Annotated in this window: 14 protein-coding genes; 10 read left to right on the top strand and 4 right to left on the bottom strand. The window is 63.8% G+C overall.

The features are described 5' to 3' along the window. The first annotated feature begins 1 nt into the window (after position 1). From rplA to HNQ40_RS17295, 4 genes are all read left to right on the top strand, one after another. A complete protein-coding gene (gene rplA / locus HNQ40_RS17280) occupies positions 2-685 on the top strand; it encodes a 50S ribosomal protein L1 (RefSeq protein ID WP_184679064.1) in 684 nt (227 codons plus the stop codon). Between the two features lie 128 nt (positions 686-813). Beyond that, the gene (gene rplJ / locus HNQ40_RS17285) at positions 814-1,365 is read left to right on the top strand and encodes a 50S ribosomal protein L10 (RefSeq protein ID WP_184679065.1); all 552 of its coding nucleotides are present in this window, start codon (positions 814-816) and stop codon (positions 1,363-1,365) included. Between the two features lie 161 nt (positions 1,366-1,526). Continuing rightward, positions 1,527-1,913, top strand: a complete 387-nt coding sequence (gene rplL / locus HNQ40_RS17290) for a 50S ribosomal protein L7/L12 (protein WP_184679066.1) — start codon at positions 1,527-1,529, stop codon at positions 1,911-1,913. A gap of 162 nt (positions 1,914-2,075) precedes the next feature. Then, complete coding sequence (locus HNQ40_RS17295; RefSeq protein ID WP_184679067.1) at positions 2,076-2,636, top strand: hypothetical protein; 561 nt, start codon at positions 2,076-2,078, stop codon at positions 2,634-2,636. On the opposite strand, the gene HNQ40_RS17300 is transcribed toward HNQ40_RS17295, so the two are convergent. Then, positions 2,587-4,494, bottom strand: a complete 1,908-nt coding sequence (locus HNQ40_RS17300; protein WP_221435607.1) for a PQQ-dependent sugar dehydrogenase — start codon at positions 4,492-4,494, stop codon at positions 2,587-2,589. The genes HNQ40_RS17295 and HNQ40_RS17300 overlap by 50 nt on opposite strands. A gap of 441 nt (positions 4,495-4,935) precedes the next feature. On the opposite strand from HNQ40_RS17300, the gene HNQ40_RS17305 reads away from it, so the two are divergent. From HNQ40_RS17305 to HNQ40_RS17325, 5 genes are read left to right on the top strand one after another with little or no spacing between them, the layout of a single operon-like run. After that, the gene (locus HNQ40_RS17305) at positions 4,936-6,378 is read left to right on the top strand and encodes an SLC13 family permease (protein ID WP_184679069.1); all 1,443 of its coding nucleotides are present in this window, start codon (positions 4,936-4,938) and stop codon (positions 6,376-6,378) included. Between the two features lie 50 nt (positions 6,379-6,428). Further along, positions 6,429-7,781: an ATP-binding protein gene (locus tag HNQ40_RS17310; protein WP_184679070.1), complete on the top strand. Its 1,353-nt coding sequence runs from the start codon at positions 6,429-6,431 to the stop codon at positions 7,779-7,781. Beyond that, the gene (locus HNQ40_RS17315; RefSeq protein WP_184679071.1) at positions 7,774-8,277 is read left to right on the top strand and encodes a response regulator; all 504 of its coding nucleotides are present in this window, start codon (positions 7,774-7,776) and stop codon (positions 8,275-8,277) included. Before HNQ40_RS17310 ends, HNQ40_RS17315 begins: the two co-directional genes overlap by 8 nt. A 56-nt stretch (positions 8,278-8,333) precedes the next feature. Next, complete coding sequence (locus HNQ40_RS17320; RefSeq protein WP_221435608.1) at positions 8,334-10,469, top strand: ATP-dependent DNA helicase; 2,136 nt, start codon at positions 8,334-8,336, stop codon at positions 10,467-10,469. A gap of 4 nt (positions 10,470-10,473) precedes the next feature. Further along, a complete protein-coding gene (locus HNQ40_RS17325; protein ID WP_184679072.1) occupies positions 10,474-10,917 on the top strand; it encodes an arsenate reductase ArsC in 444 nt (147 codons plus the stop codon). 12 nt (positions 10,918-10,929) lie between these two features. Here HNQ40_RS17325 and HNQ40_RS17330 read toward each other — a convergent pair whose 3' ends face one another. From HNQ40_RS17330 to HNQ40_RS17340, 3 genes are all read right to left on the bottom strand, one after another. Continuing rightward, the gene (locus HNQ40_RS17330) at positions 10,930-11,205 is read right to left on the bottom strand and encodes a glycine zipper domain-containing protein (RefSeq protein WP_184679073.1); all 276 of its coding nucleotides are present in this window, start codon (positions 11,203-11,205) and stop codon (positions 10,930-10,932) included. Positions 11,206-11,350: 145 nt separating this feature from the next. After that, positions 11,351-12,901 (bottom strand): hypothetical protein, encoded by a 1,551-nt coding sequence (locus tag HNQ40_RS17335; protein WP_390675705.1) that lies wholly within the window; start codon positions 12,899-12,901, stop codon positions 11,351-11,353. A 134-nt stretch (positions 12,902-13,035) separates the two neighbouring features. Beyond that, entirely contained in the window at positions 13,036-15,054 is a 2,019-nt protein-coding gene (locus HNQ40_RS17340) for an aldo/keto reductase (RefSeq protein ID WP_184679075.1), read from the bottom strand. 132 nt (positions 15,055-15,186) lie between these two features. Here HNQ40_RS17340 and HNQ40_RS17345 point away from each other — a divergent pair, with 132 nt between their 5' ends. Next, positions 15,187-16,035, top strand: coding sequence for a helix-turn-helix domain-containing protein (locus tag HNQ40_RS17345; RefSeq protein ID WP_184679076.1), 849 nt, complete (start codon positions 15,187-15,189; stop codon positions 16,033-16,035). Positions 16,036-16,046: the final 11 nt, after the last annotated feature.

Genomic DNA, 16,046 nt, shown 5'->3' on the forward strand with positions numbered 1-16,046 from the left:
GATGTCTCGGAAAAAAGGTAAACGCTATACCGCCGACGCACGGGTCGCTAACGACGACGTGCTGCCTCTCTCCCAAGCGGTGGAACGCCTAAAAGGCTTCCGCGCCACCAAGTTCGACCAGACCGTCGAGCTCCACATGCACCTGGGTATCGACCCCAAGCAAGCGGACCAGATGCTCCGCGGCTCGGTTTCGCTTCCCCACGGCATCGGTGGTGCCCAGAAGCGCGTCGTCGCTTTTTGTGCTCCCGAAAAGGAAGAAGAAGCCAAGGCCGCTGGCGCCATCGAGGCTGGCAGCGAAGAGCTGGTGAAGAAGATCGAAGGCGGCTGGATGGATTTCGACGTCGCCGTCGCTGAGCCCGCCCAGATGCGGGTCGTGTCCAAGCTCGGTAAGGTGCTGGGCCCCAAGGGCCTGATGCCCTCGCCCAAGGCCGGCACCGTCGATCCCAAGATCGCCGAGGCCGTCAAGGCCTTCGTCGCCGGTAAGGTTGAGTATCGCAACGACGACGGCGGCAACATCCACGCCCCGATCGGCAAGCACAGCTTCTCGGCCGAGCAACTCGTCGAGAACGCCGAAGCGATGATCAAGCTCATCACCCGTCTGAAGCCCGCCGCCACCAAGGGTCAATACGTCAAGAAGATCGCGATCACCGCGACGATGACGCCCTCGGTTCTGGTCGAAGCGTGAAGTCCTGATAGGCGCTAGGCGTTCGTCGCTAGGCGCTAGGAAAACATACGAACCTTCCTCGAATAACGAAACACAACCTAGCGCCTAGCGCCTAACCACTAGCGCCTGCGAGCGCAGCGAGCAAAACCATGAGCAAGCCCGTTAAAAACCTCATCGCCTCGGCTTACGCCAAGGAATTCGCCGACCTCAGCGGCGCCGTGCTGATCGACATCCGCGGCGTCGAAGCCAACGACAACAACGCCCTCCGCAACGAGCTGGCCGAGAAGTCGATCAAGGTCCGCGTGATCAAGAACAGCCTCGCCAAGGGCGTTTTCGCCGGCGGCGAACTCGAAGGACTCAACGAGTTCCTTGAAGGCCCCGCCGCCATGGTCTTCCCCGCCAGCGAAGACACCTCGGTCGTCGGCGTCGCCCGTGAACTCATCGACTGGGCCAAGAAGCTCGAGAACATGGAGTTCAAGGGTGCCGTCATGGACGGCATGACCTTCGGCCCCGACGAGATCAAGAAGCTCTCGGAATACCCGACCAAGGAAGAAGCCCAAGCCCAGGTCGTCCAGATCCTGCTCACCCCGGCCCAAAACCTGGTCAGCGCGATCACCGCCCCCGGCAAGAACCTCGCGGGCATCATCAAGACGATCCAAGAGAAGCTGGAAAACGGCGAAACCATCGCCAAGGTGGGCTAACCGTAGGGTGGGCACCGCCCACCATTAATCGTTTTTTACGTAACCCGGTGGGCTGTGCCCACCCTACATGAATCAATTACACGATCTCTCACTGGCCCCGCTGGGGTTAAATCGTCGATGGTCGACGACCTATGGGAGACGCAACGTTTGGAGTTTTAGTTATGGCAGAAGCAGCAATCGCAGAACTGGGCGACAAGCTCGTCGGTCTCACCCTCAAGGACGCCGTTGATCTGGCGGACTACCTCAAGGAAACCTACAACATCGAGCCCGCCGCTGGCGGTGCCGTGATGGTTGCCGGTGCGGGTGGTGGCGGCGCGGCCGAGGAAGCCGAAGAGAAGACCGAATTCGACGTCGTCCTGAAGTCTGGCGGCGACAAGAAGATCCAGGTCATCAAGGCCGTCCGCGAAGCCACCGGCCTGGGCCTCAAGGAAGCCAAGGCTATGGTCGACGGTGCCCCCGAGACCATCAAGGAAGCCATGCCCAAGGAAGAGGCCGAAGCCCTCGCCGAGAAGATCAAGGAAGCCGGCGGCGAAGTCGAACTCAAGTAGTTCTAACGCCCTCGGATGTCGTCGCCCGCTTCGGCGGCGTGACGACGCCCTCCGAAATACAAAACCGCACCGTGAAAACGGTGCGGTTTTTTTGTGGGTGCAAGCAAGCCGCGGCGTTGAGATTCGCAGTTGTGGGGCAGGCGGGCGGGATATACTCGTCCCATGGGCGGATCGGCACTGGTTCTTGTTGCGGTGGTGGTGACGGGGGGCTTACTCCTGGCCCTTTTGGTTCTGCTAGTCCTGGCGCTGCTCACCAAAATCCGTGGCGGCGAATCAGATGCTGCGTTCCAGCCCGATGCGGAATGGAAGGTGCTTCGGACCTACAACACGGCCGAGCAGGCCCACCTGGACCGCGCCATGCTCGAGGGTTGTGGCGTCCCCGTTCGGCTGGCGAATGAGCACACCGTGGGCACGGACTGGATGTACGGGATCGCGGTCGGCGTGGACCTGCGGGTGCCCGAAGACCAACTGCAGTCCGCAGAATTGATGCTACGTGACGCGAGGGTGGGCAGCGCTTCGGTCGACCTCGAAGTCGAGGAGTTTCCGGAAGACGAATCGGGCCGACGGTGTTCACGTTGCGGCTCGACCGAGGTCTACCGTGTCCGGGCGGGCATCGGTTGGGCGATCAGCACGGTGGTGCTTCTGGGCATCCCGCTGCTCCGAAAGAAACAACTCAGATGCGACGCGTGCGGGAACATCGGCCCGATCGCCTCGATGTCATGAGCAGCGGGGCGAGCAGGCACAGGGCCACCGAGGGCTCGGGGATGATGGTGGAGGCCGGCAGGTTCGTGTTGCCGAAGTTGTCCTGCCAGACGGTGTAATCGGCCGCGTCGATGACGCCGTTGCCGTTGCCATCCGCAGCCAGGTCGGTGGTCGAACCGAAGGAGTCTTGCCAGACGGTGTAGTCCGCGGCGTCGACGATGCCGTTGCCGTTGTAGTCCCCGGCGAGGAGCTCGGCGACGGTGGCGGTGATCGACAGCAAGACGCCGCTGAACGTTTCGTCGATGCCCACGAGGATGAGTTCGCCGTTGGCGTCCTGCGCGAAGCCGGTGATGCGGTAGGGCAGTTCTTCGCCGTCGGGATCGATCAGCATCTGGAAGACCGTGTTGCTGCCCGGCGTGCCGGTGGGGTCGCCGTAGAGCAGGCGTCCGCCGTCGCCGACGGTTCGGCCTTCTTCGTCGAACTCTTCGCCCACGCCCTGGAACTCCCCGAAGATGTATTGGCCGTAGAGTTCCGGCAGTTCCGAACCGCGGTAGACGAAGCCCCCGATGGGGCTGACGCCGTCGGTCTGGTCGTACTCGAAGACGGGCAGGTCGTTGACCGGGCCGTTGACGATGGCCAACAAGCGGGCGACTTCTTCGTCGGTGAGTTCACGCATGATGGCCGTATTGCGTGTGGTCCCCGATTCGTTGTTGGCGATGGTCCCGTTGGGGTGGGTGATGAACTGCACCATCGGGTTGGGGTTAGTGACCGGGTCGTAGTCGGCGAGGACCTTGCCTACGGAAGTGGGCGGGATCAGGTTGGTCGGCCCGCCGACGCGGTGGTGGGTGCTGTCGGAGCTGTGGTTGCCCAAGTAGATGAACGAGCCTTCAAGCAAGCCCCAGCCGAAGTCGCCGGCCGAGTCGCCGCTGAGCACGTCGCTGACGTTGAAGGACTTGATGGATTCGATGTTGGCCTGTCCGGTTTCGCTGACGTAGGCGTCGTCGCCGTCGAAGCTGATGCGGTAGGGGTTGCGGGCCCCGTAGACGAAGACCATGTCCTCGGCCCCGATCGTGCCGCCGTCGTAGTGCGGGTTGTCGGTGGGCACGGAGAAGCGGGCCTCGCCATCGACCGAGAAAACCGAGCGGTCGGCGGTGTTGGTCAGGGTGAGCGGGTCGATGCGGAGGATCTTGCCGTAGGCGTTGTCGGGGCTGCTGGAGTTGTTCTCGTAGTCGGTGGCGTTGCCGCCGTCGCCGGAGGTGACGTAGAGCAGGTTGTCGGGTCCGAAGGCGAGGTCGCCTATGTTGTGGCCGTGGTGCTCCTGGTGGAAAGTCGCGAGCACTCGCCGGGTGGTGTCGGTGCCCAGCGACAAGGTGGACGCGCCGGGGGCGGTGGTGGTGTACTCGGCCAGCACCGATTCGTGCTCGCCCTTGGTGAAGATGGTCCCGTTCTCGTGGTAGCCATAGAACGGGTGGTCGAAGTCGGAGTCGAACCCGCCGGCGGGCGGGGTGTTGTTGGCCTCGACGGTGTAGAACTTGCCGTAGCCGGCACTGCCCGTGTTGTGGAAGTCGGGGTGCAGGGCGATGGAGGTCAGGCCGTAGTCAAAAGGCTCGCTGAGGTTGGCGAAGCCGTCGGCCGACGGCGTGGTGATCCAGGGCGTGGCTTGAATGTCCCCGGCGGAGTCGATGAGGTGAATCCGGCCATCGAGCGAGGTCAACAGCGTTCGGCCCAGGGCATCGAACTGCATGTCGGTGGTGAGCCCCATGTTGATCCCGCTGGGGTTCTGCGCGTACGGCGTCAGCTTGATCGTGTGGTTGGTGGAGAGCACCTGGATGTCGGTGATGGTCGTGCCCGGCGCAACGCTGGGGTCCGACAAGTCCATCGGTTGGCCCGAGGCGGATAGGCCCGCGACGGTCAACGTGTAAACAACTCCCGAAACAACCAAACCCCTCATACCCTGATCTCCCGGTTACGGTGTGAACTCACGCAAACCCCCAAGGCCGATAGTTGAACAAAAAACGAAGTGAACCCTGCATCGACACGAGGCAGAGAAAAGTCGATGCCGAACGCAATCATACACGAAGGTGAAATTTGGTTAAGTCGGTGATTGGGATTTAACGCAAGAAGTGTGAAATTCGTTCACGCCGCGAGCCGACGAAGGCACAAGACCGAGCAAACCGCATGCAACTGGTGCTGCTTGCACGGGTTTTTGAAAGGTCTATAGTTCGAGCCGTCATCGCCAAAGGCTTGGCCGGAAGGCTGCAGATCACCCCAGCGGGTTGTAGCCGGCCGGACCGTACTTGTACGCAAAGGGACCGTTTCGATGGACCGTGGCCGACTGATCAAACTCTGTATCGCGCTGATCATCCCCCTGATCGTGATACTCATCCCCCGAGACATGATCCCCATCGACGGGCTGACGGTGACCCAGCACCGGGTGGTCGCGATCTTCGCTCTGGCGCTGTGTTTATGGGTGCTCGAGCCGATCCCGATCTTTGCCACGTCGGTGTTGATCATCGTGGTGGAGCTGATGACGATCTCGAACAAGAGCATCAAGTGGCTCATGCCGAGTGGCGAAGCGCCCGAGGGCTTCGGCGAGATGGTGCCGTACAAATCGATCATGGCCACCTTCGCCGACCCGATCATCATGCTGTTCCTCGGCGGCTTCTTCCTCGGGGCGGCGGCGACCAAATACAAAATGGACACCAACCTCGGCCGGGTGCTGCTCAAGCCCTTCGGCACGCGGACGGCCCTGGTGATGCTGGGCATGATGGTGGTCACCGCCGTGTTCTCCATGTTCATGAGCAACACCGCGACCACGGCCATGATGCTCGCGGTGCTCATGCCCGTGCTCCGCAGCATCGACGCGGTCGACCCCGCCCGGATCAGCTTCGCCCTGGCGATCCCCTTCGCCGCGAACATCGGCGGCATCGGCACGCCCATCGGGACGCCGCCCAACGCCGTGGGCATGAAGTACCTGGTCGACGGCGACGGGCAGGCGCTCGTGACGTTTGCCGGGTGGATGGGCTTCGGCGTGCCGTTCGTGATAGTGCTGCTGGTGGTGGCCTGGCTGCTCTTGCTGTTCATGTTCAAGCCGAGCAAGCCGAACCTCGAGGTTGAATTCAAGGGGCGGTGGCTGCGGAGCCCCCAGGCGTGGGTGGTGTATGTCACCTCGGCCGCGACGATCCTGCTTTGGCTCACCGGCGGCACGGTGCACGGGCTGACCTCGCACACGGTCGCGCTCATCCCCGTGGCGGTGTTCTGCTGCACGGGCATCATGACCTCGCAGGACCTCAAGGGGCTGAGTTGGGACGTGCTGTGGCTGGTGGCCGGCGGGTTTGCGTTGGGGCTGGCGTTGCAAGCGACCGGGCTGAGCGCGGCACTGGTCGAGAGCATCCCGTTTGCTTCGATGCCCGCGCTGGTGATCATTTGCATCGCGGTGGCCCTGACCTTCACGATGGCGACGTTCATGAGCAACACCGCCGCGGCGAACCTCGTGCTGCCGATCATGGCGGCGCTGGGCGCTTCGCTGAGCTCGCTGGTGCCGCTGGGCGGGCAGATGATGCTCATCCTCGTGGTGACGTTCTCCGCCTCGCTGGCGATGACGATGCCCATCAGCACCCCGCCCAACGCGATGGCCTACGCCACCGGCTGGATCAAGACCGGCCACATGGCCAAGGCCGGCCTCGCGGTCGGTGCGCTGGGTCTTGCCCTCACCGCGGTGATGGCGGTGCTGATGAACGTCATGGGCTTCTTCGATCGCTGACCCGGACGCCGTCATGGACTGCGGCGTTGACCTGATGGATGATGATGGTGATGTCTAATCCGAGCAACACCAACCTGCAGGACGTGATCGATCGGCACTTCAACGAGCCGACGCGGACCGTACGTCTGGCCACGGGCGAAACGCTCTTGAACCAAGGCGATCCGAACCGCCGTCTGTATCGGGTCCGTAGCGGGCTGATGCGGGGCCATATCGCGGAAGACGACGGCACGCTCACCGATGTCCTGCGTGCGGGGCCGGGCAACCTCGTCGGGGTGCAGAGCTTCTTCGGCAACGGCGTGAACTCGCAAACCCTCACCGCGTTGGAAGAAACCGAGCTGGGCTATATCGAGCGTGATATGCCGATCAAGCCCGGCGAGCCATCGCTGGAACGCCTGCTCATGCCGATCGTGCTGGGCGAACTGATCCGTCGGCAGCGCAAAGCCCTGGAGTTGGCCGAAAGCGAGCGCGAGACACGTGAACAGCTCGATCAGTTGCAACGTGTCTCTGCACTGGGGCAACTGGCGGCGGGGGTGGCTCACGAACTCAACAACGCGATAACCGTATTGGTGCGCGGGACGTCGTGGATCGCGCAAACCGTACAGCTGGTGGTGGATCAGAACGAGCGTGTGTTGCACCGCGCCTTCGATGCCGGGCTCGAGCACGGCCGCCGCGCTTCCGCCGCCGAGGTCCGGCAACACACCACGATCCTCGAGAAAAAGCTCGGCGTGTCGTACAGCGACGCCCGCAAGCTCGCCCGCACCGGCCTGTCCGAACCCCACCTGGCGAGCTTCAACGACCTGAAGAAAAACGTCGACCACGTCGTCAGGCTGTGGGAGCTCGGCGCGACCATCCACGACATGCGTCTCTCCGCCGACCAGGCCGAGCACGTCGTGCAGTCGATGCGCAACCTGGGCTCTAGCCGTGTCCGCGACGACCAGCCGGTGGACATCAACGAGACGATCAACACCGCCCTCAAACTCCTCCGGGGCCAGCTCGAGCACGTCGAACTGTCCGCCGACCTCCAAGACCTGCCGACCATCCGCGCCAGCCAGGGCAAGCTGGTACAGGTCTGGACGAACCTGATTAAGAACGGCATCGAAGCGATGACCGCGGGCGGCACGCCGACCCGTCGCCCCAAGATCAGCATCACGTCCCGTGCCACCCGCGATTCGGTGATGGTCGTGATCGACGACACCGGCCCGGGCATCCCCGACGACGTGCTGCCCCGCATCTTCGAACCCAGTTTCTCCACCAAGACGCACGGCCTGAACTTCGGGTTGGGACTGGGCCTATCCATCGTCCAACGCGTCGCTGCGGAATGTGGCGGCAACATCACCGCGAAGAACACCCCGACGGGTGCCCGTTTTATTGTTCAACTCCCCCGAGAGGTGCTCGATGTCTAAACCCGTGATCCTGTGTATCGACGACCAACGCGAAGTGCTCGCGGCGCTGATCAAAGACCTCGAGCCGTTTGCGGAGTTCTTCGACATCATCGATGCCGAGAACGCCGAGGACGCGGGGGCGGTGCTCGACGACATGATCGACCGCGGCATGCCCGTGGCGCTGATCATCTCCGACCACGTGATGCCGGGGATCACGGGCGTGGCGCTGCTCACCCAGATCCGTAGCCGGGGTGACCTGCCCCACACCCGCAAGCTTCTGCTCACCGGCCTGGCGACGCACGAAGACACGATCCGAGCGATCAACGAAGCCGCGATCGATCAGTACATCGCCAAACCGTGGCACGCCGATCAATTGCACGAGACCGTGGGCCGGCTGGTGACCCAGTACATCCTCGACGTCTATCCCGACAGCTATCAGCCGTTCCTGCCCATCCTCAATCAGGACGTCATCCTCGACCGCATGCAGCACGGCCAGGGTCCGCACGGCGACCGCTGAGCGCTGCTCGCTTTTCGCTCCACACGACGCTTCATCGGTCGGCATACAATCACGAGGTGACGTTCAACCCCGCCGATATCCTCGCCGCCGACGGCCCGATCGCAAGGCGATTGGGCGATCGCTACGAGCACCGGCCCGAACAAGCGCAGATGATCGAAGCGGTTGAAGACGCGCTCGACGCCGGCCACCCGCTGATGGTCGAAGCCGGCACGGGCGTGGGCAAGTCGTTTGCGTACCTGCTGCCCGCGGTGGCGCACATCCTCCGGGCCGGTGAACGCGGGGCCGACCAGAAACGCCGGGTGATTATCTCGACGCACACCATCGCGTTGCAGGAACAGATCATCGAGAAAGACATCCCGCTGCTGCAGTCGATCCTGCCCGGCGCGGGCGGCGATGAGTTTTCGGCCGTGCTCGTGAAGGGCCGGGGGAATTACGTTTCGCTTCGGCGGATGAACCGGGCGTGGGAACGCAAGGCCTCGCTCTTCGACGAGTCGGCCGAGGAACGCACCATCCGCGACATCGTGGCGTGGTCGAAAGAAACCTCCGACGGCTCGCTCGCCAGCCTGCCCCAGCTCGAAGCGCCCAACGTCTGGAACGACGTGCAGAGCGACAGCGAGGACTGCATGGGCAAGCGTTGCCCGAGCTACAAGGAATGCTTCTACCAGAGCGACCGACGGCGGATGATGAACGCGGACCTGCTCGTGGTGAACCACGCGCTGTTCTTCGCCGACCTGGCGTTGCGGGCCGAGACGGACGGAGGCTACGCGATCCTGCCGCCGTACGACGCGGTGGTGCTGGACGAGGCCCACACGATCGAGGACGTCGCCAGCGACCACTTCGGGCTGAGCGTCAGCAAGTACCAGGTCGGCTACCTGATCTCGCGTTTGTACCAGGCCAAACGCCACCGCGGCCTACTGCCCTCGCTGCAGAACAAGCTCGACATGCGGCTGTTCAACAATACCGTGCTCGCGCTCGAAAAAGCCTACACCGCCAGCGAAAACTTCTTCGATGAATTAATCGTCTGGCACGAGCAGCAGGGCGGCCGGAACGGACGTATCCGCGAGCCGCAGCCCATCAGCAACACGCTGACGCCGCTGCTGCACGAACTGTCGCTCATGCTGCTGCGAGTGAAGAACGCGTTGGACAGCGAAGACGATCGCCTCGAAGTACAGGGCTACGCCGACCGGGCCCAGGCGCTGGGCGACACGCTCAAGGCGCTGATCGATCAGACCGTGCCCGACAGCGTGTACTGGGCCGAGGTGTCCCGGCGGGGGCGGTACCACCGCGTGAAGCTGTGCAGCTCGCCGATCGAGGTCGGACCCCTCATGCGGCAACGCCTCTTCGAGAGCAAGACCAGCAAGGGCGACCCGCTGCCCGTGGTCATGACCTCGGCGACGCTCGCCACCGCGCCGCGGCGCACCTCGCCCACGGCCAGCGCCGAGCCACGCCCCGCCAACCAGGTTGCGGGCCCGGACAAGTTCGCCCACCTCAAGCAGCGGCTTGGCTGCGACGAGGCGCAGTCGCTGCTGCTGGGCTCGCCCTACGACTACGCCGAACAGGCCGAGCTGGTCGTCGCACGTCATCTACCCGACCCGGGGTCGCCCGCCTTCTTTGACAAGATGACGCCGACGCTGTTGCGCCACCTCGATGACAGCGACGGCGGGGCGTTCGTATTGTTCACGAGCTACGCCATGCTCAAGCGGACCGCCGAGTGGCTGCGGCCCCGTCTCATCCAACGCAACATGCCCGTGCTCGTGCAGGGCGAGGGCCTGCCGCGCACCGCGATGCTGGAACAGTTCAAACAGGACCACCGCAGCGTGCTGCTGGGCACCGACAGCTTCTGGCAGGGCGTGGATGTGCAGGGCGAGGCGTTGCGCTGCGTGATCATCACCCGGCTGCCGTTCGTCGTGCCCGACCGCCCGCTCATCGAGGCCCGCAACGAGCGGATCAAAGCCCGTGGCGGCAACCCGTTTGCCGACTACTCGCTGCCCGAAGCCGTGCTCAAGTTCAAGCAGGGGTTCGGCCGGCTCATCCGATCTAAACAAGACACGGGTAAAGTCGTTGTCCTGGATAGCCGGATGATGACCCGGCCGTACGGGCGAAAGTTCATCGAGGCGTTGCCCCGCCTCCCGGTGGTCGAAGACCGCCTGCCCAACCCCGATACCAATGCCATCGACCCGGCATGGAGCTGACTCAATGACTCACAAGAAACGATACCTGGTCCTGTGCACCGCCAACCGCTGCCGTTCGCAGATGGCCCACGGCTGGCTGGCCCACCTCGGCGGCGACGCCGTCGAAGTCTCCTCCGCCGGCGCGAAGCCCGGCGGCGTGCACCCGCTCTCGATCCAGGTGATGAACGAAGCCGGCGTCGACATCAGCGGCCACAGCTCCGACCACCTCGACCAGTACCTCGAAGACGACTTCGATGCGGTCATCACGGTTTGCGACAACGCCAAGGAAGCCTGCCCCTACTTCCCCGGGGCCAAGCGATTGATCCACCACGCCTTCGACGATCCCGACGACAAGACCGGCACGCTGACCGAAGAACAGATGCTGCCGACCTTCCACCGGGTGCGTGACGAGATCCGCACGTGGTGCGCCGACTTCCTCGCGGAAGAAGGCGTCGCCGTCGCGGTGTGAGATCGGTTGGGCTTATCTGCAATACGGATCGCGATGCGGCGGGTACGAATGGTCCCTGCGGTGTTTGTCGTAGTACACGTCTCGGACGCCGTGGTGTCGTTTGTGTTTGTGGTGGTCGTGATCGGCTTCACTGCCGATGACGTAGCCGATGGTCGCGCCGACCGCCGCGCCGATGAGGGTGCCGGTCTGGCGATCGGTGGCGCAGCCGGTGCTGGCGAGCAACACCCCGCCCAACGCAAGTGCGGCGAGCGGGAGGCGGACGGATGTCGAGAAGGTGGATCGGGACATGGCGGTTCTCCGGGGGCCGGACGCGCAGAAGCGACAAAGCACGTCTCACCTCTTGGGGCGTGACGCGCGGGTTGGGACAGCGGAGAACGTGTAAGCCGATGTGATTACGTCGTTAACGCGTTGTCGCCCCTGCGGGGCAAGCGGGTTAGAAGCTGCCGTGGCGCGACAATGCGTGCCATGCCAGCAGGTCTTTGAAATGCTCGGCCACTTCGTCCGGATCGGCGTCTGGCGGGGGCAGCGGGGCTTCCGCCGGCAAGTAGCGGCGGAGAACCTGATGCCAGCGATCGTGCCAGACCCATTGCAAAGGTGACGGATTACCGTGGGCTGAAGTCTCAAGTGCAAGTGGACTACCGAAGCTCAAGAGATGGTCCAGCACGTCATGGCTTAAACCGCGGTGCAGCATGGCCAGCATTACCGTGGACTCGGGGATTCCTTTGCGGCCAAGCATGCCCAAAAGCTGTGTGTCCAGTTCCGGGCGCTGGTTCTGCATCCACTGGGCCAGGCGCATCAGATACTCGGTTGTGACAAGTGTTTCTTGCTGCTCGGCGCTCTGCAGCAGTTCAAGCCCTTGGCCGGTGAGCCCAACAAGGATGGCGCCCGAACCTCGGGCGTCGGGGTCGTGATCTTTCAGAAGTCGGTCGATCAGACCAGATAACTCTTCTCGGCTGAATCGATTGGCCAAGACGACACAGGCCAAGTCGCGGACAGCGCTCCGGTCGTTAAGACGAAGGGTGTCAACAAGCCATTGCGGCTCCGCGTCACGGCTTACCCTTGTGGCGGCGATGCGCACGAGGTGGGGCATGGCGGGATCAAGCTTCACGTCCAACGATGCGGGGGCGGCGGACTCAAAAGCGATCAATGTGTCTGTGTCATCCCATGAACCGCTGAAGAAATTCTCGGGCGGGGCCGGTCGCACCGAGGCCTCGTACGGTTGAGTGGTGGAACGCTCCCAAACGGCAAGCAACCGGCTGGCCAAGCTTGCGATCTGCGGTGCGGGGTCTTGCTGTGCGTTCTCGATGTCCGGTAGGTAAATCGAGGGGTGGCGTGGCACAAGGCCGGCGATGGCAAGCAGCGCCGCCTCGCGAACCCGGGGCTCGGGATCGTCGAGCAGTGACACCAGCCGGTCGTGGAGATAGACCGGCTCGATTGAGCCGTGACCTCTCGGCAGGTTGCCCAGTTGGAATGCCGCGGCCCGGCGTATCGCTGCGTCTTGCGAAGTCACCCACCGATCAAGCCATTTGACGTAGTGATGCACCGGAACGGGAGGGCAAGACCATGCGCGATGGGCGTCGAGCAGAGAAACCAGCCGATCGTAATCCTCGGATGAATCGACGGTATCGAGATGGGGAAGCGCTGCCTTGACGACCGCTTTTCGTTCAGCCAGGCCATCACCGGGGAGCTGATGTCCGATCGCGATCAGGTGGGGAAATTCGAGTCGGTCGAGTTGCCCCAGCCAGGCGTGGCGGAGTTCGGGGGCTTCGGTGGCTCCCGCGAGCACCATCGCTTGGTACACCTGCAGCACCGCTTCGCTGGAAAGCTCCGGCAAATGGCCCGCGACTCGGGTTCGGAGTTTCGGGTCGCTGGAGGCTTCGCGGATGATCGTGTTCAGCGCGCGTTCGCGAAAGGCGAGGTCCTGCGAGTCGAGCCCGTGCAAAACGATGTGGCGTTTCCTCGCTTCAACCCCGGCCAGCACCATGGGCACAACCAAAGCCGAGGCGAACAGCAGTGATAGCCCTAGATGGCGCCAGTAGCGGGGGGGCAGAGGCCGTCGCATAGGGAGTAGATTAAACGCTGGGCGCTCGCCATGCCTTGGACTTCATCGGATGCGGCTCAGTCGCGCAGATCGAGGTAAGCCAGTTCCTCGGCGGTCAGCTTGAGGTCCATCGCGGGCAGCGAGGTCGCGGTCTCGTTGAGGAAACGCGGGCCGATGAGGGCGAAGGAGGGGAACGGCTGGCAGAGCACGTAGGCCGCGGCGATGTTGATCGCCGAGACGTTGTATTTCTCGGCCAACTCGAACGCACGCTCTCGGCGCTGGCGGTTCTCCGGCGAGTCCCAGGAGTTGTCGTGGTCCCAAATGCCGGCCTTGCCCGTCGCTTGCCGCGAGAGGAAGTAGCCCCGCGCCTGGCTGGACCAGGCGAAGTTGGCGATCTGGTTTTCGATGAGGTATTCGCGGAACTCATCGGTCGTGGCGGCGATGCAGCCGGCCCAGACCGGGTTGATCATCCGCGCCAGGGAGAAGTTGTTGCTCAGGAGGCTGAAGCCCTGTTTGCCGTTGGCCTTGGCGTATTCGTTGGCTTCGACAAAGCGTTCCTGGGTCCAGTTGCTGCCGCCGAAGACCTTAATGCGGCCCGCCTGGGCGTGTTCGTTGAGCACGTCGACAAACTCACCCACGGGCACCTCGAGGTTGTCGCGGTGCATGATGTAAATTTCGACGTGGTCGGTCTGCAGGCGGTCGAGCGACTCCAGCAGCTGTGAGGTCAGCGCTTCGGGGTTGCAGTGCGGGGTGTGGGCGCCCTTGGCGATGATGTTGATCTGGTCGCGCACGCCGCGGCTGGTGTGCCACTGGGCGAGGAGCCTCTCGGGGCCACCGCCGCCGTAGATCCAGGCGGTATCGAAGGTGTTGCCGCCGCGCTCGATCCAGTCGTCGAACATGACCGCGGTGTGGGCGAAGGTGCGTTGGTTGTCGCAGCCCATGACGAAGCGCGAGACGTCGCGGTCGAGGCCGGGCACGCGGTTGTACTGCATGTTGTGGCCGTCTCTGGGGGCCAGGGCGCGTCCGCTGATCGGGGTGGGGAAGCCTTCGGGGGTTTCCTGCGGGTAGGTCAGGCCGATGGCTTGCCGCCACTGGTCGAGGGTGTCCATCTGGCCGAGCGTGTCGTCCCAGGTCATGGCGGGGCTGTCGGCTTCGAGTTTGCCCGCGAGGATGGCGTCGGTGGCGACCTTGATCTCGTAGCCGAAGGCCGAATGCTGCGACTCGATTTCGTGGACGGTGTCTTCGCCCTTCACGGTGACGATGATCTTGCCTTGCTCGGCGCCGTCCCGGCTGTTGAGCCAGGGGTTGGGGACAGAGATGGTGCCGAGTTCGCCGGCGATGTGGCAGGTGTTGTCCAGCGACGCACGGACCGCGGTGGCGACCTCGGCGATCGCGCCCGTCTCAAACTCGAGGTGGGCCGCGGCCCATTCGTCGACGCCCGTCTCGCCGAGGTGGCCCGAGGCCGTGACCTTGGTGGGGTTGAGGAACGGCTTGCCGACCGAGGCCCCCGCGATGAGGCGGGCGTATTCCACGGCGTAGCAGCCCACGTCGAGGATGCCCCCGCCGCCGAGTTCGATGTTGAGCAGCCGGCCCTCGGGGTTGGCGCCCCAGTAGTCGGTGTTAAACCCAAATGACACGCGGATCATGCGCACCGGGCCGATCACGCCGCTCTGCAGGACTTCGACCAGCTTGTGGGCCTGTGGGTGGCAGCGGTCCTTGAACGCGTCCATGAAGAAGACGTTGTTCTCGCGGGCGGCCTGGATCATGGCCATGGCGTGGCCGTGGTTCAAGCCGACTGGTTTCTCGCAGAGGATGTGCTTGCCGGCCTCGGCGGCCTTGATGGCCCACTCGGGGTGCATCGGGTGGGGCGTGGCGATGTAGACCGCATCGACGTCCGGGTCGGCGAGCAGTGCGTCGTAGCTGCCGTGGCAGTTGGCTTCGGGCAGTTCCATCTCGTCGACGAAGGCCTTGGCCTTGTCCACCGATCGGCTGCCGACCGCGGCGACACGGACGTGGGGCAGGCCACGGGCTCCGTTGACGAAAGCCTTGGCGATGGTTCCGGCACCCAGGATGCCCCAAGCGACTGATTCGGACATGGTCGATACTCCAATGCAAGCAGGTGTGGCGGACATGAACCGTCCGCTGAAGTCTGAACGGCCCAACAAACTATCCGATTTCCGGGCATCGGACATTGCCCCCTTGGGCAAAAGCATGTCATAATTGGACGTATGGGCCGAGTGCTGAAGCAGGACTACCGCAACGACACGTTCTATCGCAGCGGACGCCCCGAGCGGGGGCCAGCCTGGTTCGATTGCGGCGTGCTGATCAAGAACGATTTATCGCTTAGCTATCGGAATCGTGTCATCGAAGACCGGCTTGTTGTGGTTTTTTTGCTTCAAGGGAGCGGTTTGTACGTGGACGGCGACGGCCGGGCTCACCGCGTGAAGGCGGGCGACCTCGTTCCCCATGTCCCGGGCCGGCGCCACTCTATGGTTCCCGATGAGAACGGCGGGTGGGTGGAGTTCTTCATGCAGGTGCCCGCCGTGTTTTTCCGCGCCTTGTCGGATATGGGCCACCTCCCGGACGATGACGGGATCCGCCACCCCGGCGTGCGGAAGGACCTGTTGGCGGGGATTGACGACCTGATGGACGCGGTGCGGGACGCGGATGAACTCGATGCGCCGCGGCTGTTGAATCAGGCGCACGGCCTGTTGAACGACTTCTATCGGCCGGCCTCCGAGGTGGTGGGGGAGGGGTCGCACCAGGCCGCGATCGAGGCGGTGTGTGAGGCGTTGTCGGGGGTGGATGGGGCGGAGGTGGATGTGTCGGCCATGGCCGAGGCGTACGGCTTGAGTTACGAGCGGCTGAGGAAATTGTTCCGGGAAAAGGTGGGGCTACCGCCGGGCGAGTACCGCATCCGACGCCGGATCGACCGGGCCCGCACGATGATCGCCGAGCGGGGGTTGAGCAACAAGGCGGTCGCTTTCGAGCTGGGGTACCCCGACCCGTTTGCGTTCTCCAAGCAGTTCAAGAAGTACGTAGGGATGAGCCCTTCGGCGTTTCGGGCGCACCTGTAATTTGGTTTGTT

Origin of the sequence: Algisphaera agarilytica (genome assembly GCF_014207595.1) — a bacterium.
Lineage (GTDB): Bacteria > Planctomycetota > Phycisphaerae > Phycisphaerales > Phycisphaeraceae > Algisphaera > Algisphaera agarilytica.